We start from the raw sequence: 23143 nt of genomic DNA on the forward strand, positions 1-23143 counted from the left end.
GGTCTAAAATAGTAAATTAATCTCCTTAAAGTTCGGTTTTTTTATTAAAATATCATTAACTTTTAAAATATAAAAACCTGGAAATTAAAAATTTGCAACACTAGTAGAATGCTTTGAATAATTTTTTTGGACGTTCCGTCAATTTAATTATCTTTGGGAATTAACTATATATCTATATGAATACAGAGACTATTGACAACATTAAAATGATAGCGGAAACAGCAAAAGAGTTTGCTGAAAAGAATATTAGACCTAATATTATGGAGTGGGATGAAAGTCAGACGTTCCCTAAAGATTTGTTTCATGAATTAGGAGAAATGGGGTTTATGGGAATTGTTATTCCTGAGCAATATGGAGGTTCAGGTCTTGGATATCACGAATACGTTACCATTCTGGATGAGATCTCTCAGGTTGATCCTTCTATCGGTCTCTCCGTAGCAGCACACAATTCTCTTTGTACCAATCATATTTATGAATTTGGGAACGAAGAGCAGAGAAATAAATGGCTTCCTCAGCTTGCATCAGGAAAAGTAATCGGTGCATGGGGTCTTACTGAACATAATACAGGTTCTGATTCCGGCGGAATGTCCACTACTGCCGTAAAAGATGGTGATGAATGGATTATCAGCGGTGCTAAAAATTTTATTACCCACGCAATTTCTGGTGATATCGCGGTAGTAATGACCAGAACTGGAGAAAAAGGCGCAAAGAACAACTCTACCGCTTTTGTACTGGAAAAAGGAATGCCTGGTTTCAGTTCAGGAAAAAAAGAAAATAAACTAGGGATGAGAGCTTCTGAAACAGCAGAGCTTATTTTTGATAATGTACGTGTTCCGGATTCTCACCGATTGGGAGAAGTAGGAGAAGGTTTTAAACAAGCCATGAAAATCCTTGACGGAGGAAGAATCTCTATCGCTGCACTAAGTTTGGGAACCGCACGAGGAGCTTACAAGGCAGCTTTAAAATATGCCAAAGAAAGACAGCAGTTCGGAAAATCAATTTCAGAGTTCCAGGCCATTAACTTTATGCTGGCTGATATGGCAACTGAAATTGATGCAGCGGAATTATTGATCCAGAGAGCAGCTACTCTAAAAAATGCAAAACAGAAAATGACGAAGGAAGGAGCAATGGCAAAATTATATGCATCTGAAGCTTGTGTAAGGATTGCAAATAATGCAGTTCAGATATTCGGAGGATATGGATATACCAAAGATTTTCCTGCTGAAAAATTCTATAGAGATTCCAAGCTTTGTACCATCGGAGAAGGAACTTCTGAAATCCAGAGACTGGTAATCGGAAGAGATATTACAAAATAAAAAAACATTTTTAAAATAAATACAAATGATTAAACAAGCTCTTTTGGGTGAATTCCTGCATGAGGCAGAGAGCACCAGAAAACTTTTAAATGCCATCCCGGACAGCGCATTGGAATGGAAGCCTTCCGAGAAAAACTGGACAACAGCACAGCTGGCTTCCCATATTGCGGAAGTTTACAACTGGTATGAAGACACTTTTAACAAAGATGTTTTTGATATGGGAACCTATCAATATGACAAGGGTGACATTTCAATAGCAAAGAACATCGTGGAAAAGTTTGAAGAAAATGTAGCCAGAGCACATGAAGCATTGAATAACTGGGATGAAAGTACCGCAATGAATGACTGGAGAATGGAAATGAACGGAAACGTAATTTTTCCTCCAATGCCGAAAATTCAGGTGGTTCGTGGTTTTCTGTTTAATCATTTATATCATCATAGAGGCGAATTAATTGTTTATTTAAGATCAACCGGAAATAATGTTCCCGGAATCTATGGTCCGACTGCGGATGATAACTCTTTTTAAAAAATTAGAATTATATCATTAAAAAGTGAATAGCACACGTGTTTTGCGTGTGCTATTTTCTTTTCTGGAGAAATTATAAAAATTCAAACATTCAATGTATTGCATAATTATTTAGATGAAATATCTAAAATATTCTTAAAAAATTTTGTTTTTCGTAATCATATTTTTATTAGATTTGGTATTCCACAATCAAACAAGAATTTATATGAAAAAACAATTATCGTTGTTGGGAATGCTTTTTCTATCCGGCATTTCCTTCGCGCAGACCGATCATCTCTGGTCTTCGAGTTCAGCAAAAGCAACTTCAGGTATCTTTGAAAACAAAAGCAGCATTATTAATCCTAAAATCTACAGCCTTGATATCAACGGATTAAAAAATGTTCTTGCTAAAGCTCCTAAAAGACTTGCCGCAGGAGAAAAATCTGAAATTATCATTTCTTTTCCCAATGCTGAAGGAAGAATGGAAAACTTCAAAGTCCGCGAAAATTCCAATTTCGATCCTCAATTGGCGGCAAAATATCCCGATATAAAATCATACGTCGGTGAGGGCCTTGAAAATCCATCTTCAACTGTTTATTTCAGTGTTTCGCCATTAGGACTTTCATCCATGGAAATTTACGGTGACAAATCAGCAGTTTTTATTGAACCATACACCAAAGATCTTTCTACATATATCGTGTACAAAAAATCTGATAAAAAAGACGATCTTAATAAATTTGAATGTACCGTACTTGATGTTGCCCAGAAAGGCGCTGCTACAAGTAACGTCACTGCAAGGCCCAACGCGGATGATGCCAAGTTGAGAACCTTCAGACTTGCACTTTCCTGTACAGGAGAATATACCGCTTATTTCGGAGGAACCAAAGCCAATGCCTTAGCTGCAATGAACAACACCATGACCCGTGTAAACGGCGTTTTTGAAAAAGATTTTTCGGCGAGAATGGTTTTGATTTCCAATAATGATGCGGTAATTTATACCAGTGCTTCATCAGATCCCTACTCTGCTGCTGCACAGATGAACAACTGGAACTCTCAGCTGCAGTCGACGTTAACATCAGTTATCGGCGAAGCCAATTATGACATCGGTCACTTGTTCGGAGCTTCCGGAGGCGGAGGAAATGCAGGCTGCATCGGCTGTGTTTGTACCAACGGATCGAAAGGAAGCGGTTATACCTCTCCGGCAGACGGAATTCCTTCGGGAGATAATTTCGACATTGATTATGTAGCCCACGAAATGGGGCACCAGTTCGGCGGAAACCATACCTTCTCCATGAGCAATGAAGGAACGGGAGCCAACATGGAACCGGGATCAGGATCAACTATTATGGGATATGCAGGAATTACAAGCCAGGATATCCAGCCGCATTCTGATGCTTTCTTTCATGCGATCAGCATTCAGCAGATTACCAATAATATTAAAGCTAAAACCTGTCCTGTAAGCACCAATACCGGGAATTCAATTCCTACGGCTAATGCAGGCTCAGATTATACCATACCGAAAGGAACACCCTTTATGTTAACAGGAACAGGAACGGATGCCAACGGAGATTCGTTAACCTATATCTGGGAACAGATGGATAATGCTTCTTCATCCCAGACCGGAGCAAGTTCGGCAGCCAGTGCTACCAAAGCTTCAGGGCCTACTTTCAGATCCTTTACGCCAACCGCTTCGCCGGTAAGGTATTTCCCGAGAATGGCTTCTGTATTGGCCGGAGCTACAACAACAGCTGGTTCAGAGATCACTGTGGAGGCTTTATCCAATGTAGCCAGAACGTATAATTTCAGATTTACGGTTCGCGACAACAGAGCGGGTGGTTCAGGGAATAATTCTGATGATGCGGTGATCACCGTAAACGGAACAGCAGGACCTTTCAGTGTAAGTTCACAAAATTCGGCCACAACATATACCGGAGGAACTTCTCAAACCGTAACGTGGAATGTTGCAGGAACTACCGCAAACGGCGTCAATGCAGCCAATGTTGATATTCTTTGGTCAACGGACAGCGGAAATACATGGACTACCCTGCTTGCGGGAACACCAAACGACGGTTCTCAGGCAGTGATAATTCCTAATTCATCTACCACCACGGGAAGAATTATGGTGAAAGGATCCAATCATATTTTCTTTGATGTAAACAATGCCAATATCACGGTAAATGCGGGATCCGGAACAGTAGATACAACAGCTCCTACCGCTCCTACTCTTGCTGCTTCAGGAACAACTTCTACAAGTACTAATCTTTCATGGTCCGGAGCAACGGATAATGTTGCGGTGACAGGCTACGATGTGTATCAGGGAGCGTCATTGATCGGTTCAACGGCTTCTACATCGTATACGGTGACAAGTCTTAGTCCTTCCACAACATATACATTCTCCATTAGAGCAAAAGATGCGGCAGGAAATGTTTCATCTTCAAGCAACTCGGTAAGTGTAACTACACTGGCAGGAAGTACGGTTTCTTATTGCTCTGCTTCTGCAAATAATACAGCCGATGAAAGAATCGGTAATGTAAAATTCGGTACGATTAACAACACTTCTACAGGAACTGCCGGTTATGAAAATTTCACATCAATCTCTACCAATGTTACAAGAGGAACGTCTTACACCATTTCTATAACTCCGGTTTGGACTTCTACCGTTTACAGTGAAGCTTACGCTGTGTATATTGATTACAACGGAGACGGAGACTTTACAGACAGTGGCGAACTGGCTTGGTCTAAAACAGGTTCTACCACGAGTCCCGCAACAGGTTCTATCACCATTCCTTCAACAGCTGTTTTAGGAAGCACAAGAATGCGAGTGATGATGCAGTACAGCTCTGTGCCTTCATCTTCGTGCGGAACGTATACTTACGGACAGGTGGAAGATTACACTTTAAATATCCTATCTTCCGGAAGAGGTGAAGTTGGCACAAAAGATCTTATCACAGATGTTAAACTGTATCCGAACCCGGTAAAAGACATTTTATATATTTCAAATACGAAGGCAGAAGATTATAAAATCTTCGATATGGGTGGAAAACTAATCAACTCTGGGAAACTTGAAAGAGGTTCTGTAAATGTGAGCAGCCTTATCAAAGGAGCTTATATGATTCAGATCGGAGAAACCTCCAAGAGATTCATTAAAAACTAATAACCAATCAATTTAAACTGAAAGGCTGTCCGGAAACGGGCAGTCTTTTTTTATGGGTAATGAGCAATTAGTAATGAGTAATAAATGATGATTGATTATTGATCTTGTTATAATCAGGAATCAATAATTCACAATTCACCATTGACATTCACAACAAATGATTTTCATTTAATTGTAAAAACTCAACTCATCAATCCTGATTTTATGAAACCTAATTTTTATATTTGCCTAAATAAAAAATATTCATGGATAAAATTGACAGTCTGAACCAGGTAGCAGAATTCCACACCACTTTTAAAGCCCCTATTTTAGATACCCCGCAGATTCCTTCACCGGAAAGATGCAATTTAAGGGTTGAACTTTTACAGGAAGAACTCAATGAATTAAAGCAGGCCATTACAGATAATAACATTGTAGAAATTGCCGATGCATTGTGTGATCTTCAGTATGTATTAAGTGGTGCGGTTCTGGAATTCGGACTTGGCAGTAAATTTGTAGAACTGTTCAACGAAGTGCAGCGATCCAACATGTCGAAAGCATGTGATAATGAAGAGCAGGCACAGGAAACCGTAGAATTCTACAAAGAAAAAGGTGTAGAATCATTTTACGAAAAATCAGGCGAAAAGTATAATGTATACAGGAAAGCAGATCATAAAGTCCTGAAAAATAAATATTATTCTCCTGCCGATCTGAAGACAATTATTGAAAAATAGAATGAAAAAAATTATTAAGAGTATCCTTGCGGTATCTGTATTGTTCCTGGCCGTTCAGCAGCTTTCTGCACAAAAAGTTGTGGTGGGCCGCGAAGTGGAAACTACCGACGATGGCAAAATGCTGTTGGGAAATCAGCTGAAATCAAAATTCCTGGAAGCTCCTTATGCCGACTGGTATGTAAAAGAGCACGATGAATATGCACTGGACCAGAAAGCCATCAGCGAGCTTAAAAAAGCGAAGATCAATTCTTATAATATGATCGTTTTTATGGGAACATGGTGTGAAGACAGCCACAGGGATTTTCCGCGCCTCATGAAAATTCTGGAGGATGTAAAATACCCTGAAAGCAGACTTACCATTATTGCTGTCAACCGTAAAAAAGAATCGCCAACGGGAGATGAAGCAACGTATAACGTTCAGAAGGTACCTACGATTATTGTAGAGCGATATGGCAAGGAAATCGGCAGAATTATAGAAATGCCGACAACAGGATATATTGAAAGAGATCTTGTTGAAATATTAAAAAAAGACGATCAGTCCGTAATCAAAGAAATTTTTAGCAAATAAATCTTGAGAAATTTAAAAGTAATATTACCGTTTCTGGCAGGAGTCATTTTGATGATGATCCTGTTTTTCAGTTTCAGATCCTGTTTAAATCCTGCTGAGAAAACCGAAAAGTCAGATTATTATATTCTGACCAATCAAATCTCAAAAATGAATAAAATGGTGGTTCTGGAGCAGAATACGTCCTCCATGCAGAAGACCAAAATGGGCTACGAGTTTTTCGGAAAGGAAGTATCCAGCAACAGTATTATTACCTATACCAAAACCAATGCGCAGGTTTCGTATGATCTTAACAAGATGAAAATGGAAGTGGATTCCGTTAATAAAAAATTGATTATAAGAGAACTGCCGGAACCGGAGATAAGAATTACCCCAAGTGTGGAAATCCAGTCGCTGGATGATTCTTTCTTCAACAGGATTTCTGAAAAAGACATTAAAAACGTGACGCAGAAGGCCAAAACTACGGCCATTAATTCCATTGATCAGAACAGGTTAAAAGGTGAAGGCAAACAGCAGCTCATGGAAAATCTGAATACCATTTTCGTTTTGGCAAAGGCTTTGAATTATACAATAGAAGACCAGACAGGCAAGCTGGGTGTTCTAAAACTGTAAAATTTAAAAGCAATGGACTCAGAAGAAAACAAAAAACAGGAATCTGCAAACACGGCAGAAACAAAAAAGCAAAACGAGGATTTCCCGAATATTCCGGCATCATCAAAGAAAACAAACCCTTCGGATGTAGATAAGGAAGACGTTCAGAAATCTTCAAAAAACAATAAATCCGGAAAAACGGATAATATTGAAGAATAAAATAAAAAGGTTCTGCTTATGAAAAGCGGAACCTTTTTAGAAAAAAAATATACAAATAAAAATCAAACCATATAAAAATTCGCTCCGCCGTCTGAATTTTATGGACTGTTAACTATATTATCTAATTTTCAGCGAAGCGAAATTATATTTTAAAATCAGACAATCGTGGATTTTCCGAGTTTCACATTTTCAAAATTATAATAGGACTTTTCAGAATATTTGATGTAATCGGCAATGAAGCTTCCCACTTCGCTTGTTGAATAATACTGATCAGCATTCAGATCTACCGTTACATATTTGTTTTCAATAGCATATTCTACAGACTGTCTTAATTTTTCGGCCGCCTGATCCAATTCAAGATAATCCAGCATCATCGCTGTACTCAGAACAGACGCTACAGGATTGGCAATTCCCTTCCCTTTTGCCTGAGGATAAGATCCGTGTATAGGCTCAAACAAAGCATTTTCGTTTCCGATCGATGCGGATGGAAGCAGACCGATAGAACCGCCGATCACACTGGCTTCATCCGAAATAATATCGCCGAACATGTTTTCTGTTACAATAACATCAAACTGCTTCGGATTTAAAATTAACTGCATCGCCGCATTATCCACAAACATAAAATCAAGTTCCACATCTGGATATTCCTGCGCAATTTCTTTACAAACCTTTCTCCATAATCTGGAAGTATCTAAAACGTTAGCCTTATCAATCAGGGTTAATTTTTTCCTGCGTTTTTGCGCTTCCTGGAAAGCCATGTGAACAATCGGTGCAATTTCATCACGGTTATATTTACAAATATCATACGCATACCCGGCCTCTTCATCCGTAAATTTTTCACCGAAATAAATTCCGCTAACCAGTTCCCGGAAAATCTGAATGTCAGTTCCTTCAATAACCTCTCGTTTTAACGGGCTTTTATCGATCAGGGAAGCATATGTTTTTAAAGGACGGATGTTGGCAAAAAGCCCAAGTTCCTTACGGAGTTTTAGGAGTCCCTGTTCAGGCCGCACTTTTGCGTCAGGATTATTATCAAAAGACGGATCCCCGATGGCTCCGAAAAGCACGGCATCGGACTCTTTACAAATCTGCAGCGTTTCTTCCGGCAAAGGATTTCCCGTCTTGAAAATCGCTTCCGCGCCCATCAATCCGTAGGTAAATTCAAAGGTATAATTAAAAGCTTCGCCAATTGCATTCAGGATTTTCGTGCTTTCGTTCACTACCTCCGGGCCGATTCCGTCTCCAGGAAGAACGGCAATTTTAAAACTTGTTTTCATAAATCTTCTGCGTTTTTAATTCAAATTCCTGAATAACCTTTTTTCGGCTGATCAGGAAATCAATATCATCATACCCGTTCATCAGGCAGATTTTTTTGTAGGGATCAATTTCAAAATACTCGGAAAGGTCCCCAAAGCTTACCGTCTGTTTTTCAACATCTACAAAAATTTCTTTTTCGGGATTTTCAGTAATGTCATTTAAGATTTCTTTTAAAAACCTTTCGGAAACTTTTACCGGAAGCAACCCGTTATTTAGAGCATTTCCTTTAAAAATATCAGCGAAAAAGCTGGATATAACAGCCTTAAAACCATAATCCGTCAAAGCCCACGCCGCGTGCTCCCGACTGCTTCCGCAACCGAAATTATTTCCGGCTACCAATATCTCACCTGAATATTTAGGATTGTTTAATACAAAATCCGGGTTGGGTTCGTTTGTATGAACATCATAACGCCAGTCTCTGAAAAGATTCTCCCCAAACCCTTTTTTATCAATACTTTTTAAAAACCGGGCCGGAATAATCTGGTCGGTATCTATATTTTCTACAGGCAACGGAATTGCCCGGGATTGTATCATGACTAATTTTTGCATTTTTTCTGAATCAAAATAGTTTTAATTATAAATTAATTTTTTCAGGAGCTTTTTCCCGCTATCCACTCATACTCCTCGCTCCCATTCTTCCTGCCTTCTCCAATGCTAAATCCTTATACTCAGCATCTCTCTAACGCTTGCTCCGGGGTAACCGTTTCTATCGGGGCTAAAAGAGTGAATGGTTAATTTCACTTCGTGAGTCAATTGTCAATTTTAAGATTCACCATTCACCATTCACTTACCAAGTAAAATTCACTTGACCATCAGTTTTCAAAAGCCGAAATTTTCCCTTCTACGGCAACTTTTGCAGCCGTTAACGGACTTGCAAGAATCGTTCTTGCACCCTGTCCCTGTCTTCCTTCAAAATTCCTGTTGGAAGTCGAAACGCAATATTCTCCTTCCGGGATTTTATCATCGTTCATCGCCAGACAGGCCGAACATCCGGGCTGCCTGATCTGAAATCCGGCTTCCGTAAAAATGGTGTCGAGGCCCTCTTCATATATTTGTTTGGCTACCTGCTGAGAACCCGGAACAATTAAGGCATGAACGTGTTCCGATTTTCTTTTTCCTTTAATGTAATTTGCCGCCGAACGGAAATCTTCAATTCTGGCATTGGTGCAGCTTCCGATAAAAACATAATTCACCCTAATATCAGAAAGTGCCTGTCCGGCTGTTAATCCCATGTATTTCAAAGCCTTTTCTTCAGAATCATTTTGCGGATCCGGAATGTTCTGGCTGATCGAAATTCCCATTCCCGGATTGGTTCCGTAGGTTACCATCGGATAAATTTCAGAAGCTTCAAACGAAAATTCAGCATCGAAAACAGCATCTTCATCGGACTTCAGGGTTTTCCAGTACTCCAGTTTCTCTTCCCATTCCTCTCCTTCCGGAGCAAATTTTCGCCCTTTAACATAGTTGAAAGTAGTCTCATCCGGAGCAATCATTCCGCCGCGGGCTCCCATTTCGATGCTCATGTTGCAGACGGTCATTCTCCCTTCCATCGACATTTCTTCAAAAACATTTCCGGCATACTCGCAGAAATAGCCTGTTCCTCCATCGGTCCCGACTTTTGAAATGATGTACAGAATCACATCTTTCGGCTGAACATTCTTATTTAATTGACCGTTTACGGTAATTCTCATGGATTTAGGCTTATTCAGCAATAAGCACTGGCTCGCAAAAACCTGTGCTACCTGACTGGTCCCGATCCCGAAAGCAATTGATCCGAAAGCACCATGCGTAGAAGTATGGCTGTCGCCGCAAACGATGCTCATTCCCGGTTGGGTAATTCCCAGCTCCGGAGCAATAATGTGAACAATCCCCTGGTAAGGATGTCCCAGACCATACAACTCGATATTGTTTTTTCTGCAGTTTTCCGTTAATTGCTGAACCTGGTTTCTGGAAGATTCATCCCGTATCGGCTTGTCCTGGTCCCATGTCGGAACATTGTGATCGGCAGTCGCCACAATTTGCTTTGGCCTGAAAACTTCCAGGTTCCTGGATTCCAGTTCTGCAAAAGCCTGCGGGCTTGTTACCTCGTGAATCAGGTGCTTGTCGATGTATATGATTTGAGGTCCGTCGGGAATCGTTTCTACAACGTGAGCATCCCAGACTTTGTCAAAAAGTGTTTTTTTCTCAATATTCATTATCTTGTATAATTGAAAACAGTCTGCTATCCTATTTTTCTCGTTACTCTTTCGATGATGGCAGTTAAGTCATTATTATCAATTTCTTTTTTACGGTCAGCCATTTTGAGGAATTCCTGATATAAAAAATCCAGTTCGTTTTTAGTAACATCAAATCCGATATTCTTGAACCGGTAAGCCAATGCCGAACGACCGCTTCTGGCAGTAAGCACAATGGTTGAAGCATTAACACCCACTTCAGCAGGATCAATAATTTCGTAGGTTTCCCTGTTTTTAATGACGCCGTCCTGATGAATTCCGGAACTGTGCGCAAAGGCATTTGCACCAACAATAGCTTTGTTAGGCTGCACCGGCATTCCCATCAGATCAGACACCAAAACACTCATGTAATTGAGCATTTTGGAATTGACCTCTGTGTATAATTTTAAATTTTTATGTTGTTTCAGAATCATGACAACCTCCTCCAAAGCTGTATTTCCGGCTCTTTCTCCAAGCCCGTTGATGGTACATTCGATCTGTCTTGCTCCATTGATGACACCGGAAATTGAATTAGCAGTCGCTAATCCCAGATCATTATGACAGTGACATGACAGCACTGCTTTTTCAATACCTTTTACATTTTCTTTCAGGTATTTTATCTTTTGTCCGTATTCTTCGGGAAGGCAATATCCTGTTGTATCAGGAATATTAAGAACCGTAGCTCCTGCTTTTATGGCTTCTTCACAGACTTTTGCAAGATAATCATTGTCGGTTCTTCCCGCATCTTCGGCGTAAAACTCTACATCTTCCACAAAAGTTTTGGCATACTTTACAGCCTGTACCGCTCTTTCAATAATATCTTCCCTGTTGGAATTGAATTTATATTTAATATGGGAATCCGAAGTTCCGATTCCTGTGTGAATTCTTGGTCTTTTTGCAAATTTAAGTGCTTCAGCAGCTACATCAATATCTTTCTGATTGGCTCTTGTCAATCCGCAGACTTTTGCATTCTTCACGAGTTTTGAAATTTCAGAAACCGAATGAAAATCTCCCGGACTGGAAATGGGGAAACCTGCTTCAATAATATCAACCCCAAGTTCATCAAGCTTTTCTGCAATTGCCAGTTTCTGCTCCGTATTCAGTTTACAGCCCGGAACCTGCTCTCCGTCCCGCAGTGTGGTGTCAAAAATTTCAACTTTTTCGGAATTCATAATGAAGTATTTTACTTAATTTTGATTCAAAACTAAAAAGATGAAACGTTTATTCATTTCCTTTTTTTACAAAAATTACAATATTCAAAATGTTATAAATTGAATTTAAATTACTGTTTATCAATATTTTAAAAATTAAAAATTTACAATGGCAGAATTGCATAAAGATTTTTTATTTGTCCTTATTAAGTCGCTTACGACCTCGGAAAAACGGCAATTCAGGTTGTATGTAAATCGCCTCGGGATCAATGTGGACGCAAAGTTCCTGTTGCTTTTTTCTGAAATCGAAAAGATGAAAGAATATGATGAAAGCATCATTGTTCAGAAGAAAATTTCAACAAAACAGCAGTTATCTAATCTGAAAGCACATCTTTACAAACAGATTCTGGTAAGTTTACGGATGAATCCGAGTCATCAGAATTACAGGATCCAGCTACGTGAACAGTTGGATTTCGCCAATATTCTGTATCAAAAAGGTTTATATAAACAGGCTTTGAAAATTTTAGATAAAACAAAACAGACTGCTCTTGAGCTTGATGAAAAGACCATTGCTTCCGAAATTATCGACCTTGAAAAAGTAATTGAATCACAGTTTATTACAAGAAGTATTGAAGGACGGGCTGAAGAACTGATCAGGCAGTCCACCGAAATCAGCAAACAGAATCATTATGCCACGGAACTTTCTAATTTATCTCTGAAATTATACAGTGAAATGCTGACGCACGGTTATGTAAAAACGGATGAAGAGCGTGCTGAAATCATGAAAATATTTAATGCACAGATTCAGAAAATAACCTTTGAAAAACTAAATTTCACGGAAAAATTATGGTATTTCAAAGCGCATGTCTGGAAAAACCAGCTTCTCCAGGAATATAAGTACACTCTAAAATATGCCTTTCTTTGGGTGGATCTTTTTCATAACAATCCGGAGATGATTATGAGTCATCCCGTATGGTATATCAAAGGAAATACTTATCTTCTGAAAGTTCTTTTTCTGTACGGAAATATTGATATTCTGGAAGACCGTTTCAGGAAGTTTAACGAAGCAGTCTATTCTTCAAGTTTTGCTCAAAATGAAAACCTGCAGTCGCTTATTTTTCTGACGCATTATAATACGTTAATGAATATTCACTTTGTGAAAGGCGAATTCTTCTCCGGTACGAAAATAATTCCTGAAATTGAGCTTAAAATGGATAGGCTCCGTGATAAAATTGATGAACATCATTTTATGATTTTATATCTTAAAATGGCGGCTATGTTCTTCGGAAGCCGAAAGTTCAAAGAATCGATACGATATGCATTGAAAGTTATTGAATCCAAAGGAAATGTACAGGAAGACCTGCTGTTTCATACAAGGATTTTGATTTTAATGGCAAAATATGAATCCGGAAATGATGAAGATTATGACGAGTTTATAAAAGCAACGTTGAAGTTTGCAAAAAAAATGAAAAAACCGGATGAATTTCATTTTGAAAGTGTAAACTTCTTTAAAAATCTGAATAATTTAACGCCTCACAATCAGTTGGAATCTTTTAAAGAATTTGATAAGAAACTCCAGGTTTTTGCCGGTAATGAATATTACAGAAGGTCTTTATTATACATCGATATTCATGGCTGGGTAAAATCTAAAGTGAGAAATGTTGACGTTATCGAAATTATTAAAGAGAAAGTGAGATATAAAAGAGCTCATTAAATAATTCCAACATATTCATAATTAAAAGGTTGATATTATTTCAATCTTTAAAAACGGTTTTATTTGCTTTTTAGTATTAAATCTTCCGTCAAATAGATACATCTGTAGCATTTTAAATAAAAATTCCGTATTTTTGCATCTTAAAATTTCTTAGTAAACAATGATAAAAATTACACTTCCAGACAGTAGTGTCAAAGAATTCGAGGCAGGAGTAACTCCGCTAGATGTGGCAAAATCTATAAGCGAGGGATTGGCTAGAAATACCATTTCCGCAATTGTTAACGACAAACAAGTAGAGACGACCACGCCTATCACCACGGATTCTACGGTACAGTTGCTTACCTGGAATGATGATCTTGGAAAGAAAGCGTTCTGGCATTCTTCTGCCCACCTTCTGGCACAGGCTATCCTTGAGTTTTATCCTAATGCTAAGTTAACCATCGGTCCTGCTATCGAAAGCGGATTCTACTATGATGTAGATTTCGGAGACGAAAGCTTATCTGAAAAAGATTTTGAGAAGATTGAGAAAAAAGTATTGGAAAATGCGAAAAAAGGCTCAACGTTCTCTCTATACCCGGTTTCTAAAGAAGAAGCTTTAAAAGTATATGCAGATAATCCTTATAAGGTAGAACTGATTTCTAATCTTAACGACGGTGAAATTACTTTTGTAACCCACGATGATTTCACAGACTTATGCCGTGGAGGACATATTCCGAATACCAGTATTGTAAAAGCGGTAAAGATTTTAAATGCAGCCGGAGCTTACTGGAGAGGAAATGAAAAAAATCCTCAGTTAACAAGAGTGTACGGTATTTCTTTCCCGAAACAGAAAGAGCTGACTGAATATCTTGAAAGATTGGAAGAAGCAAAAAGAAGAGATCATAGAAAATTAGGTAAGGAATTAGGAATTTTTGCTTTCTCTGAAAAAGTAGGAGCCGGTTTGCCGCTTTGGCTGCCAAAAGGTACCGCTTTGAGAAGAAAACTGGAGAATTTCCTTTCTGCCGCTCAGAAAAAAGGAGGATACGAATTCGTAATGTCACCGCATATTGGTGCCAAAGAATTATATGTAACCTCAGGACATTGGGATAAATATGGCGCAGACAGCTTCCAGCCGATTAAAACCCCGAATGAAGGCGAAGAATTCATGCTGAAGCCGATGAACTGCCCGCATCACTGTGAAATTTATAAAACTTCACAATGGAGCTACAGAGATTTACCAAAAAGATATGCAGAATTCGGAACGGTTTACCGATATGAACAATCGGGAGAACTTCACGGATTAACAAGGGTTCGCGGATTTACTCAGGATGATGCACACTTATTCTGTACCCCGGATCAGTTGCTGGGAGAATTTGAAGCGGTAATCGATTTGGTATTGTACGTTTTCAGATCTTTGGGTTTTGAAGATTTTGTGACTCAGGTTTCTTTGAGAGATCCTGATAACAGAGAAAAATATATCGGTTCTGATGAGAACTGGGAAAAAGCGGAAAACGCCATCATCACCGCAGCAAAAAACAAAGGTTTAAAAACAGTTGTTGAATACGGTGAAGCTGCATTCTACGGTCCTAAGCTGGATTTCATGGTAAAAGATGCCTTAGGAAGAAAATGGCAGCTTGGAACTATTCAGGTGGATTATAACTTGCCGGAACGATTTGATCTTCATTACATCGGAAACGATAATGAAAAGCACAGACCGGTAATGATCCACAGAGCACCGTTTGGTTCTATGGAGCGTTTTATTGCGATTTTGCTTGAAAATACAGCCGGTGACTTCCCTCTTTGGCTGAGCCCGGATCAGTTTATTATTCTTCCGATCAGTGAAAAATATGCAGATTATGCTAAAAAAGTTTCAGAATTTTTGGAAAATCACGATATTAGCGGTCAGATTGATAACAGAAACGAAAAGACAGGAAAGAAAATCCGTGATGCAGAATTAAATAAAATCCCATTCATGCTGGTTATAGGCGAAAATGAAGAGAAGGATGGCACAATTTCTGTACGTAGACGGGGTGAAGGAGATTTGGGAGCAATGAACTTAGAAGACTTCGTTTCTTACTTCAAAAAAGAATCTGCGATCTAAAATCAAAGATTCTGAATTCAGAATTAAAAATATGTTATCATTGAGTTCTGAATAACAATTAAATTAGAGTTAACCAATAAAATTATAATACAATAGCACAAAGATTTAACAACAGGGGCCCACAGAGACGTCCGGTACAGGAGGACGCTCACTTGATCAACGATAAAATTCGTGTGAGAGAGCTTCGTTTAGTGGGCGATAACGTAGAGCCGGGAGTATATCCTACAGAAAAAGCAAGGCAGATTGCTCAAGAGCAGGAACTTGATCTTGTAGTGATTTCTGATAAGGCTGAACCGTTTATTGCTAGAGTTTTGGACTATAAAAAGTTCTTATACGAGCAAAAGAAAAAACAGAAGGAACTTAAAGCCAAGCAGGTAAAAGTAGTAGTAAAAGAAATTCGTTTCGGACCTCAAACCGACGAACATGACTATGAATTTAAGAAGAAGCATGCTGAAAAATTCCTCGAAGAAGGTTCAAAGTTAAAAACCTACGTTTTTTTTAAAGGACGTTCGATTATCTTTAAAGACCAGGGAGAAATTCTTCTTTTAAAGCTTGCCCAGGAACTGGAGCACGTAGGAAAAGTAGATCAGCTTCCTAAGCTTGAAGGAAAAAGAATGATAATGATGATGAGTCCTAAAAAACCGGCTAAATAATTATAGGTGGCGGTAGTTCCGTTAATTTAAAATACAAAGCTTCAATTTATTGGAGCTTTTTTTTATTTAATCACCTGATTTAAAAATATTATAAATCACAAAGTTGAGATTATCCTAAGTTTAATTTTATATTAAAAATACTTTAAATAAAGGGTTTCCCGGACATATATTATATCTTGAATATGGGATATATCATAAATATTTATATATTTGCAATGTCAAATAAATAAAATATGAAAATTAAACTTTTAACAGGATTTGCAACAGCACTGTTATTAACTTCTTGTGCTCAGGATGAAACATTTGAAAACGCAACCCTGAAAAACAGTGAATTAAAAACTTCAGAAATTGCAGCCCGCGGAATTTCCTCAACAGTAACTTTCGTTAAAGAAACAACGAACCATCCACAAAGACTGGATCCGGGCCAATCAATCAGCTTATCGTATAACATCTACACCTACAGATTGGAAATGCAAGGAGATAGTAATCTTGTACTATATCAGGATAGACCGGGCTTTACGCGTGCTATCTGGAGTACAAACACGCATCGAGATAGTGGAACACCGTGGCTTATCGCACAAAATGACGGAAACCTTGTTATATATAATAATGGTAATCCGCTGTGGCATACAAATAGTTCGGTAAGCGGCAATGTATCTAACCCTCACATAAAGATGCAATTATATACCAGAAGTGGTGGTTCTATACCTGCGGGAATTAGAATCAAGCTAGTATTAGGTGGAAATAATGTAGAAAGAAAAACCTTTGCCGAAGTCGATCTTAGTGATTTTTACTAAAAGAATTAAACGCTTACATGCTATATTTTAAATTTAAACCGCCCTTCCACCAGGCGGTTTTTATTATTAAATCTTAATATCTCTTGCTCTAATAATTTTTTGTTATTTTGCAATTATTATTAAATTTTTTTAATTCAAATACATGAAGATAGGATATTTTTCCTTTTTTTTATTCATTCTGATTATTTTCGCATTAGGCTGTTATTACCACTACCCTTTTCTTTCAGACGACAGTCTTATCTCCCTGCGCTATGCACAGCGTTTTATTGAAGGTAAAGGACTTACCTGGAACGACGGACATCCTGTGGAAGGATATTCCAACCTGTTGTGGATTCTGATGATTTCTGCTTTGGGAAAATTGGGAATGAATCTCATCCTTGCAGCCAGACTATTGGGAATAGCATGTTCTGTGGGTACACTGGCTGTAATCTGTTTTTATTTTAAAACAAGAAATATCAGGAGAGAATACGTTTTTCTCACGGTATTTCTTTTGGTAACGACTCCGTGTTTTACCGTTTGGGCCATTGGCGGACTGGAGCAGCCTTTATACATTTTTCTGCTCACACTCACTTTAACTGAAGTTTCGAAAATTATTAACGATAAAAATAAAGGACGGATCTATTCTCTGTCATTGTGGCTTGGACTTTTGGCAATTACGAGACCGGATGGTTTTCTGTTCACTATTTTAACAACACTATTTTTAGTTTTTATTTTCAGAAAAAGCAGAAAAGATCTTATCAAAGTTTTTGTTTCCGCAGGAATCTTACCGGCTTTATTTTTATTGGGGCAACTCCTTTTCAGGTATAACTTTTATGGTGAACTGGTTCCGAATACCGCTTTGGTTAAAGTGAAAATAACCTTACATCATATTGTAAGAGGCGGTTTTTATGTTTTCAAATCATTCTTCGGGACTTTATTATTTTCTTCGCTTGGATTGTATTGCCTGTTTTATCTTGCATACAAAAAGAAAAATCTTTTCGGATTTTATTTATTGCTGAATATTGTGGTATGGACAGTTTATATAATGACGGTAGGCGGCGATATTTTTCCGGCCTTTCGTCATTATTATGTAGTGCTGATTTTACTTGTATTTGCTATTATTCTTGGGTTGAATGAAATGAAGTTTCACTTTAAAATAAAAATGATCAGGGTTGGATTTATTGCTTTATTATTAATTAACCCTTTTATACAGCTTGTGATTCCGGATAATCATTATGCGATTGAAGAACGATGGGAATTCCGTGGGATGAATTTAGGTAAAACCTTGAAAAACACTTTCCCGGAAACAACTTTAATTGCGGTTACGGCAGCCGGCTGTATTCCTTATGCTTCTGAGCTGCCAACAGTTGATATGCTTGGATTAAATGACTACTACACACCGCGTCATCCGCCGAAAAATTTCGGCACCGGGATGCTGGCTCATGAATTGGGCGATGCGAACTATGTTCTCGGAAGAAATCCCGATATTATCATTTATCATATGGGTGCTGTTCCCCGCTTTAATGTGGGTGATCAGATGAAAACCAATCCGGTTTTTATGAATAACTATGTGGAAATGCTTGCCAGACAAAGTAATGACGAACATATATTATATTTTAATAAATATGGAAAAAGTGCCGGAATCAGAAAACAGGGAAATAAAATTATCATTCCGGCTTATCTTATAAGTTCAGATACAGATAATGAAAGTATTTTTAGGAAAAATACTCTTCTCAGGCATCTTCAAAAAGGGAAAAAATATATTCTTTCCATCAGAAATTTCAACACTGAAAAGTGGGAATTAAGCCAATCTGCCTCAAAATTATTTTCTGCTGAATCCAACATCAGTTATGGAAATAAGGAAATGACCATCACTCTTATTCCGGTAAATGAAATGTTTTTAGAAAATATAGAATTGCAAAGGAAATATTAATAATTTTTTGTAATTTTGCAAACTATTATTTCCGGGGAATTACCGGAAACCAAAAACATATATTGATAACAAAACAATAAAAAGCAAAACAATGCCAAAATTAAAAACGAAATCAGGTGCTAAGAAACGTTTTGCTCTTACCGGATCTGGTAAGATCAAAAGAAAAAACGCTTACAAAAGCCACATCTTAACGAAGAAAGAAACAAAGCAGAAGAGAAATCTTACTACTACTTCTTACGTAGCTAAAGTGGACGAGAAAAGTGTACAACGTCAATTAGCAATTAAGTAGTTTTTATAAATCTATATCCGGTTTATAAGAATTAAAACAAATTCAACATTTTAACCCTGAAATGGTGCAGCTAAGAGTAATGGAACAATTTACCGCACATTTCAAAAAAAACAATTTAATTATGCCAAGATCAGTAAATTCGGTAGCTTCAAGAGCTAGAAGAAAGAAAATTTTTAAGCACGCTAAAGGTTATTTCGGAAGAAGAAAGAACGTTTGGACGGTAGCTAAAAACGCGGTAGAAAAAGCAATGCAATATGCTTACCGTGGTAGAAAAGAGAAGAAAAGAAATTTCAGAGCACTTTGGATCACTCGTATCAACGCGGGAACCAGAGAGCACGGAATGTCTTACTCTCAGTTTATGGGAGCTCTTAAAAAGAACAACATTGAGCTTAACAGAAAAGTTTTAGCAGATTTAGCAATGAATCACCCTGAAGCTTTCAAAGCAGTTGTAGATCAAGTAAAATAATGTAAAATTTTTGTTATCAATATAAATCCCGGGTTTTTTTGCCTGGGATTTTTTTATTATATACATTTGCTAAAATTATTAAATATATAAAATTTTATTTAAGAGTGAAAAAACTAACTTCTTTATTGCTCATTTCATTGGCTTTTTATAACCTTGAGGCCCAAAGTCTTATTCAGGCTTATAAAAACAGGGCAGATCAGGTTTCACAGACCAATATTACCACGATGCTTCAGGAATTTGAGAATCTTGGTGTAAAAACTACCGGCTCTGTAGCCAATACGAATACCCTGAACTGGCTTAAAGCGAAATACCAATCGTACGGATATACTGCGAACCAGATTGTGGAAGATCCTTTCACATTTGGCAGCACCAGCTCAAAAAATTTAATCATAACAAAAACGGGAACACTTTATCCTAATATTTATGTGATTATTTGCGGGCATTATGATACAATCACCGGTAATGGCGTAAGCGATAACGGAAGCGGGACATCCATTATCCTGGAAGCAGCAAGGATTCTGAAGGATATTCCTACGGACTACTCAATTAAATTTATACATTTTTCCGGGGAAGAACAGGGACTCTATGGAAGTACCCATTATGCAGATAATGTAGTTTTTCAGAATAACGTAAGGCAGCTGAATATCAGAGTGGTATTTAATATTGACCAGGTTGGTGGTAAAATCGGCAACAATAACAATGCGATTAAATGCGAAAGCGACCAGTCCGGGCAGAGCGGAAACAATGCCCAGTCTCTTTCTTTTACCCAACAGCTTGCAAACTGTACAACGCTGTACTCTCCTCTGCAAACGGTAATGTCTAATGCTTATGCTTCGGATTATATTCCTTTTGAACAGAATGGGGATATTATTACCGGATTTTATGAAAATGTACGAAGCTATAATGAACATACGGTAAATGATACTTTTGTAAACGTAGATCCTACTTATGTTTTCAATGTTGGAAAAGCGGCTGTGGGAGCATTACAGCACTTTGCTACGGCTTCAACAACCCTGCTGGCAACCGAAGAAAAAAGCATAAACAGTTTGGAAACAGTAAAAATTTATCCAAATCCTGCAAAAGATATCCTTAATATTGAACTGCCGAAAGATATTAAGAGTTTCAATCTTGAAATCACCGATATGAACGGGAGGCTGGTCATCAGTAAAGAAAATGAAACCCAGATAAATGTTTCGGCACTGACAAACGGAGCGTATCTTGCGACTATAAAAACCAAAGACAGCAAAGCGGTCAGAAAAATAATTATCGGAAAATAATTAGTAAAAAATATAAATTAAATCCTGAGTTACTGCTCAGGATTTTTTCTTGATGGGTTGCTGATTTATTTTACAGAATGTTCCCGGAAACAGACCAGCTTATAACCAGAATTATTTATCCCGAAATGCCGCCACGCGTTGAAATGCAATTTTATCTGTTTCGGGATAGCAAAATTTCTTCAATATCATTTAGGGTAAAATTTTTAGCTTTCAGTAAAATTAAAAAGTGATACAACAGATCCGCCGCTTCATTCTTAAACAGATCATCGTTGTTGTCTTTAGCTTCAATCACCAATTCCACCGCTTCCTCTCCTACTTTCTGAGCGACTTTATTGATTCCTCTCTGAAACAGTGAATACGTGTAAGAACCTTCTGTTTTTCCATCAATTCTCCGGTTTATTTTATCCTCCAGTTCGTATAAAAAACCTTTAGATTCTTTCTCTCCGAAACAGCTGAAGCTTCCGGTGTGACAGACTACATTTGTTGGAATAGCTTTAATCAAAATCGCATCCTGATCACAATCAACAGAAATATTTTTTACTGTTAAAAAATTTCCGGACTCCTCTCCTTTTGTCCAGAGCCGGTTTTTGGAACGGCTGAAAAAGGTAACGATGCCATCTTTTTCTGTTTTTTTTAATGCCTCTTCGTTCATATAACCTAACATTAACACTTGTAAGGTTCTGTCGTCCTGAATCACTACCGGCACAAGTCCGTCTTTATTTTTATTGAAATCGATATTCATCGTACTGCCAGTTTTTTAGATTTTAAATTATTTTTCAGATCCTGGATTTTTATCTCTCCGAAATGGAAAATACTTGCTGCCAAAGCGCCTGTGGCTTTTGTCTGAGTAAAAACTTCCTCAAAATCTTCCATTTTTCCTGCGCCTCCCGAAGCAATGACAGGGATATTTATATTCTCCGCAATAAGTCTGGTTATTCTGAGGTCAAATCCGCTTTTTGTACCATCACCATCCATCGAGGTGAGTAAAATTTCTCCGGCTCCGAGTTCTTCGGTTTTTCTTGCCCAGTCTAATGTTTTAAGTTCTGTTATTTCTCTCCCTCCTTTTACGTGGACCCAGTCTGAACCGTTGATGAATTTGGTATCTATAGCAACCACTATACATTGGCTTCCGAATTCTTTGGCCAAGTCCGTAATCAGCTGCGGATTTTTAACGGCTGAAGAATTGACGCTGATTTTATCGGCTCCCGCTTCAAGAAGCTTTCTTACGTCTTCCACGGAAGAAATTCCGCCGCCTACGGTGAATGGAATACTAAGTTCCTTCGCAATTTTCCGTACAAGTTCCGCGAAAGTTTTCCGCTCTTCAATGGTTGCGGTAATATCCAGAAAAACCAGTTCGTCAGCTCCTTCTTTCTCATATCTTTTGGCAAGTTCGATGGGATCACCTGCGCTTCGCAATCCTTCAAAATTAATTCCTTTTACCGTTGTTCCGTCTTTGATATCCAGACATGGAATAATTCTTTTTTTAAGCATGTTCAATAAAATTTTGGAGTTGCTGCAGGTTTATTTTTCCTTCATAGATGGCTTTCCCGATAATCGTCCCCGAACAGCCGATCCCTTTCATCTGTTCAACATCTTCAATACAAGAAATTCCGCCGCTTGCTATAAGCTGAACCTCTGTTTTTTTTAAAATTTCTCTATATAATTCATCCGAAGCTCCCTGAAGCATGCCATCTTTGGAAATATCCGTACAGATCACATTTTTAATTCCTTTATTCTGATATTCAAGAATAAAATCAATAATATCAAAGTCACTTTCTTCCAGCCATCCTGATGTTTTTATCTTTCGGTTTTCGCAGTCGGCTCCGAGAATTATTTTTTCCGGACCATATTTTTCAATCATATTAAAACAAAAATCGGGATCCTGAACGGCAATACTTCCGATGGTAATCTGTTTTGCTCCCGAATTAAAAGCAATATTAATATCTTCCAAAGTTTTCAGTCCGCCTCCGAAATCAATTTTCAGAGAAGTTTCCTTTGCGATGGTTTCCAGAACTTTTTGATTGACAATATGCTTTGATTTTGCTCCGTCAAGATCTACCAGATGCAGGTATTGTATGCCGAAGTTTTCAAATTCTTTGGCCACTTCAACAGGGTTTTCATTGTATATTTTTTTAGTATCGTAATCTCCTTTTGACAGTCTCACACATTTTCCGTCAATGATGTCTATAGCAGGAATAATTTTCATATTTG

The 23143-nt window shown here is 38.0% G+C and carries 22 protein-coding genes; 15 read left to right on the plus strand and 7 right to left on the minus strand.

The features are described from left to right. The first annotated feature begins 176 nt into the window (after positions 1-176). The 7 genes from BUA76_RS00770 (at position 177) to BUA76_RS00800 (ending at position 7063) form a co-directional block, all read left to right on the plus strand. Positions 177-1316, plus strand: coding sequence for an acyl-CoA dehydrogenase family protein (locus BUA76_RS00770; protein WP_072882680.1), 1140 nt, complete (start codon positions 177-179; stop codon positions 1314-1316). A gap of 25 nt (positions 1317-1341) precedes the next feature. Then, complete coding sequence (locus BUA76_RS00775; RefSeq protein WP_072882682.1) at positions 1342-1842, plus strand: DinB family protein; 501 nt, start codon at positions 1342-1344, stop codon at positions 1840-1842. 205 nt (positions 1843-2047) lie between these two features. Beyond that, positions 2048-4975, plus strand: a complete 2928-nt coding sequence (locus BUA76_RS00780) for a reprolysin-like metallopeptidase (protein WP_072882684.1) — start codon at positions 2048-2050, stop codon at positions 4973-4975. 245 nt (positions 4976-5220) lie between these two features. After that, positions 5221-5688, plus strand: a complete 468-nt coding sequence (locus tag BUA76_RS00785) for a pyrophosphohydrolase domain-containing protein (RefSeq protein ID WP_072882686.1) — start codon at positions 5221-5223, stop codon at positions 5686-5688. A 1-nt stretch (position 5689) separates the two neighbouring features. Beyond that, a complete protein-coding gene (locus tag BUA76_RS00790; RefSeq protein ID WP_072882688.1) occupies positions 5690-6256 on the plus strand; it encodes a TlpA family protein disulfide reductase in 567 nt (188 codons plus the stop codon). 3 nt (positions 6257-6259) lie between these two features. Then, positions 6260-6865 (plus strand): DUF4230 domain-containing protein, encoded by a 606-nt coding sequence (locus tag BUA76_RS00795; RefSeq protein ID WP_072882691.1) that lies wholly within the window; start codon positions 6260-6262, stop codon positions 6863-6865. Positions 6866-6877: 12 nt separating this feature from the next. Then, positions 6878-7063 (plus strand): hypothetical protein, encoded by a 186-nt coding sequence (locus tag BUA76_RS00800; RefSeq protein ID WP_072882693.1) that lies wholly within the window; start codon positions 6878-6880, stop codon positions 7061-7063. Between the two features lie 155 nt (positions 7064-7218). On the opposite strand, the gene leuB is transcribed toward BUA76_RS00800, so the two are convergent. The 4 genes from leuB to BUA76_RS00820 all read right to left on the minus strand — a co-directional run bounded on the left by leuB (position 7219) and on the right by BUA76_RS00820 (position 11765). Beyond that, a complete protein-coding gene (gene leuB / locus BUA76_RS00805; protein ID WP_072882695.1) occupies positions 7219-8340 on the minus strand; it encodes a 3-isopropylmalate dehydrogenase in 1122 nt (373 codons plus the stop codon). Then, a complete protein-coding gene (gene leuD / locus BUA76_RS00810; protein WP_072882697.1) occupies positions 8324-8929 on the minus strand; it encodes a 3-isopropylmalate dehydratase small subunit in 606 nt (201 codons plus the stop codon). The genes leuB and leuD overlap by 17 nt, the downstream gene beginning before the upstream one ends. 263 nt (positions 8930-9192) lie before the next feature. After that, positions 9193-10575, minus strand: coding sequence for a 3-isopropylmalate dehydratase large subunit (leuC, locus tag BUA76_RS00815; RefSeq protein WP_072882699.1), 1383 nt, complete (start codon positions 10573-10575; stop codon positions 9193-9195). Between the two features lie 26 nt (positions 10576-10601). Continuing rightward, a complete protein-coding gene (locus BUA76_RS00820) occupies positions 10602-11765 on the minus strand; it encodes a 2-isopropylmalate synthase (protein WP_072882701.1) in 1164 nt (387 codons plus the stop codon). A gap of 148 nt (positions 11766-11913) precedes the next feature. Between BUA76_RS00820 and BUA76_RS00825 the strand changes: the two genes are divergently transcribed. From BUA76_RS00825 to BUA76_RS00860, 8 genes are all read left to right on the plus strand, one after another. Further along, the gene (locus BUA76_RS00825) at positions 11914-13458 is read left to right on the plus strand and encodes a hypothetical protein (protein WP_072882704.1); all 1545 of its coding nucleotides are present in this window, start codon (positions 11914-11916) and stop codon (positions 13456-13458) included. A 160-nt stretch (positions 13459-13618) separates the two neighbouring features. After that, positions 13619-15538, plus strand: a complete 1920-nt coding sequence (gene thrS, locus BUA76_RS00830) for a threonine--tRNA ligase (protein ID WP_072882707.1) — start codon at positions 13619-13621, stop codon at positions 15536-15538. Between the two features lie 152 nt (positions 15539-15690). Beyond that, on the plus strand, positions 15691-16191 hold the full coding sequence (gene infC / locus BUA76_RS00835; protein ID WP_177175308.1) for a translation initiation factor IF-3: 501 nt from the start codon (positions 15691-15693) through the stop codon (positions 16189-16191). Positions 16192-16424: 233 nt separating this feature from the next. After that, a complete protein-coding gene (locus BUA76_RS00840; protein ID WP_072882712.1) occupies positions 16425-16988 on the plus strand; it encodes a hypothetical protein in 564 nt (187 codons plus the stop codon). Positions 16989-17130: 142 nt separating this feature from the next. Then, the gene (locus BUA76_RS00845) at positions 17131-18900 is read left to right on the plus strand and encodes a hypothetical protein (RefSeq protein ID WP_072882714.1); all 1770 of its coding nucleotides are present in this window, start codon (positions 17131-17133) and stop codon (positions 18898-18900) included. A gap of 91 nt (positions 18901-18991) precedes the next feature. Beyond that, on the plus strand, positions 18992-19189 hold the full coding sequence (gene rpmI, locus BUA76_RS00850) for a 50S ribosomal protein L35 (RefSeq protein WP_002979658.1): 198 nt from the start codon (positions 18992-18994) through the stop codon (positions 19187-19189). Between the two features lie 121 nt (positions 19190-19310). Next, positions 19311-19655 carry a 50S ribosomal protein L20 gene (gene rplT / locus BUA76_RS00855; RefSeq protein ID WP_029293267.1) on the plus strand — a complete coding sequence of 115 codons (345 nt, stop codon included), beginning with the start codon at positions 19311-19313 and terminating at the stop codon, positions 19653-19655. A 104-nt stretch (positions 19656-19759) separates the two neighbouring features. Next, a complete protein-coding gene (locus BUA76_RS00860) occupies positions 19760-20932 on the plus strand; it encodes a M28 family peptidase (protein ID WP_072883353.1) in 1173 nt (390 codons plus the stop codon). A gap of 151 nt (positions 20933-21083) precedes the next feature. On the opposite strand, the gene hisIE is transcribed toward BUA76_RS00860, so the two are convergent. The 3 genes from hisIE to hisA are packed head-to-tail and all read right to left on the minus strand — an operon-like array spanning position 21084 to position 23138. Then, positions 21084-21674, minus strand: a complete 591-nt coding sequence (hisIE, locus tag BUA76_RS00865) for a bifunctional phosphoribosyl-AMP cyclohydrolase/phosphoribosyl-ATP diphosphatase HisIE (protein ID WP_072882716.1) — start codon at positions 21672-21674, stop codon at positions 21084-21086. Further along, on the minus strand, positions 21671-22423 hold the full coding sequence (hisF, locus tag BUA76_RS00870; RefSeq protein ID WP_072882718.1) for an imidazole glycerol phosphate synthase subunit HisF: 753 nt from the start codon (positions 22421-22423) through the stop codon (positions 21671-21673). Before hisF ends, hisIE begins: the two co-directional genes overlap by 4 nt. Then, positions 22416-23138, minus strand: coding sequence for a 1-(5-phosphoribosyl)-5-[(5-phosphoribosylamino)methylideneamino]imidazole-4-carboxamide isomerase (gene hisA / locus BUA76_RS00875; RefSeq protein WP_072882720.1), 723 nt, complete (start codon positions 23136-23138; stop codon positions 22416-22418). Before hisA ends, hisF begins: the two co-directional genes overlap by 8 nt. Positions 23139-23143 lie beyond the last annotated feature (5 nt).

Source organism: Chryseobacterium takakiae, from assembly GCF_900129385.1.
Taxonomy (GTDB): Bacteria; Bacteroidota; Bacteroidia; order Flavobacteriales; family Weeksellaceae; genus Chryseobacterium; species Chryseobacterium takakiae.

Bases quoted from the DNA above. Each gene is read 5' to 3' on its own strand.
- BUA76_RS00770 (WP_072882680.1), top strand. From the start codon at position 177: ATGAATACAGAGACTATTGACAACATTAAAATGATAGCGGAAACAGCA.
- BUA76_RS00775 (WP_072882682.1), top strand. From the start codon at position 1,342: ATGATTAAACAAGCTCTTTTGGGTGAATTCCTGCATGAGGCAGAGAGC.
- BUA76_RS00780 (WP_072882684.1), top strand. From the start codon at position 2,048: ATGAAAAAACAATTATCGTTGTTGGGAATGCTTTTTCTATCCGGCATT.
- BUA76_RS00785 (WP_072882686.1), top strand. From the start codon at position 5,221: ATGGATAAAATTGACAGTCTGAACCAGGTAGCAGAATTCCACACCACT.
- BUA76_RS00790 (WP_072882688.1), top strand. From the start codon at position 5,690: ATGAAAAAAATTATTAAGAGTATCCTTGCGGTATCTGTATTGTTCCTG.
- BUA76_RS00800 (WP_072882693.1), top strand. From the start codon at position 6,878: ATGGACTCAGAAGAAAACAAAAAACAGGAATCTGCAAACACGGCAGAA.
- leuB (WP_072882695.1), bottom strand. From the start codon at position 8,340: ATGAAAACAAGTTTTAAAATTGCCGTTCTTCCTGGAGACGGAATCGGC.
- leuD (WP_072882697.1), bottom strand. From the start codon at position 8,929: ATGCAAAAATTAGTCATGATACAATCCCGGGCAATTCCGTTGCCTGTA.
- leuC (WP_072882699.1), bottom strand. From the start codon at position 10,575: ATGAATATTGAGAAAAAAACACTTTTTGACAAAGTCTGGGATGCTCAC.
- BUA76_RS00820 (WP_072882701.1), bottom strand. From the start codon at position 11,765: ATGAATTCCGAAAAAGTTGAAATTTTTGACACCACACTGCGGGACGGA.
- BUA76_RS00825 (WP_072882704.1), top strand. From the start codon at position 11,914: ATGGCAGAATTGCATAAAGATTTTTTATTTGTCCTTATTAAGTCGCTT.
- thrS (WP_072882707.1), top strand. From the start codon at position 13,619: ATGATAAAAATTACACTTCCAGACAGTAGTGTCAAAGAATTCGAGGCA.
- BUA76_RS00840 (WP_072882712.1), top strand. From the start codon at position 16,425: ATGAAAATTAAACTTTTAACAGGATTTGCAACAGCACTGTTATTAACT.
- BUA76_RS00845 (WP_072882714.1), top strand. From the start codon at position 17,131: ATGAAGATAGGATATTTTTCCTTTTTTTTATTCATTCTGATTATTTTC.
- rpmI (WP_002979658.1), top strand. From the start codon at position 18,992: ATGCCAAAATTAAAAACGAAATCAGGTGCTAAGAAACGTTTTGCTCTT.
- rplT (WP_029293267.1), top strand. From the start codon at position 19,311: ATGCCAAGATCAGTAAATTCGGTAGCTTCAAGAGCTAGAAGAAAGAAA.
- hisIE (WP_072882716.1), bottom strand. From the start codon at position 21,674: ATGAATATCGATTTCAATAAAAATAAAGACGGACTTGTGCCGGTAGTG.
- hisF (WP_072882718.1), bottom strand. From the start codon at position 22,423: ATGCTTAAAAAAAGAATTATTCCATGTCTGGATATCAAAGACGGAACA.
- hisA (WP_072882720.1), bottom strand. From the start codon at position 23,138: ATGAAAATTATTCCTGCTATAGACATCATTGACGGAAAATGTGTGAGA.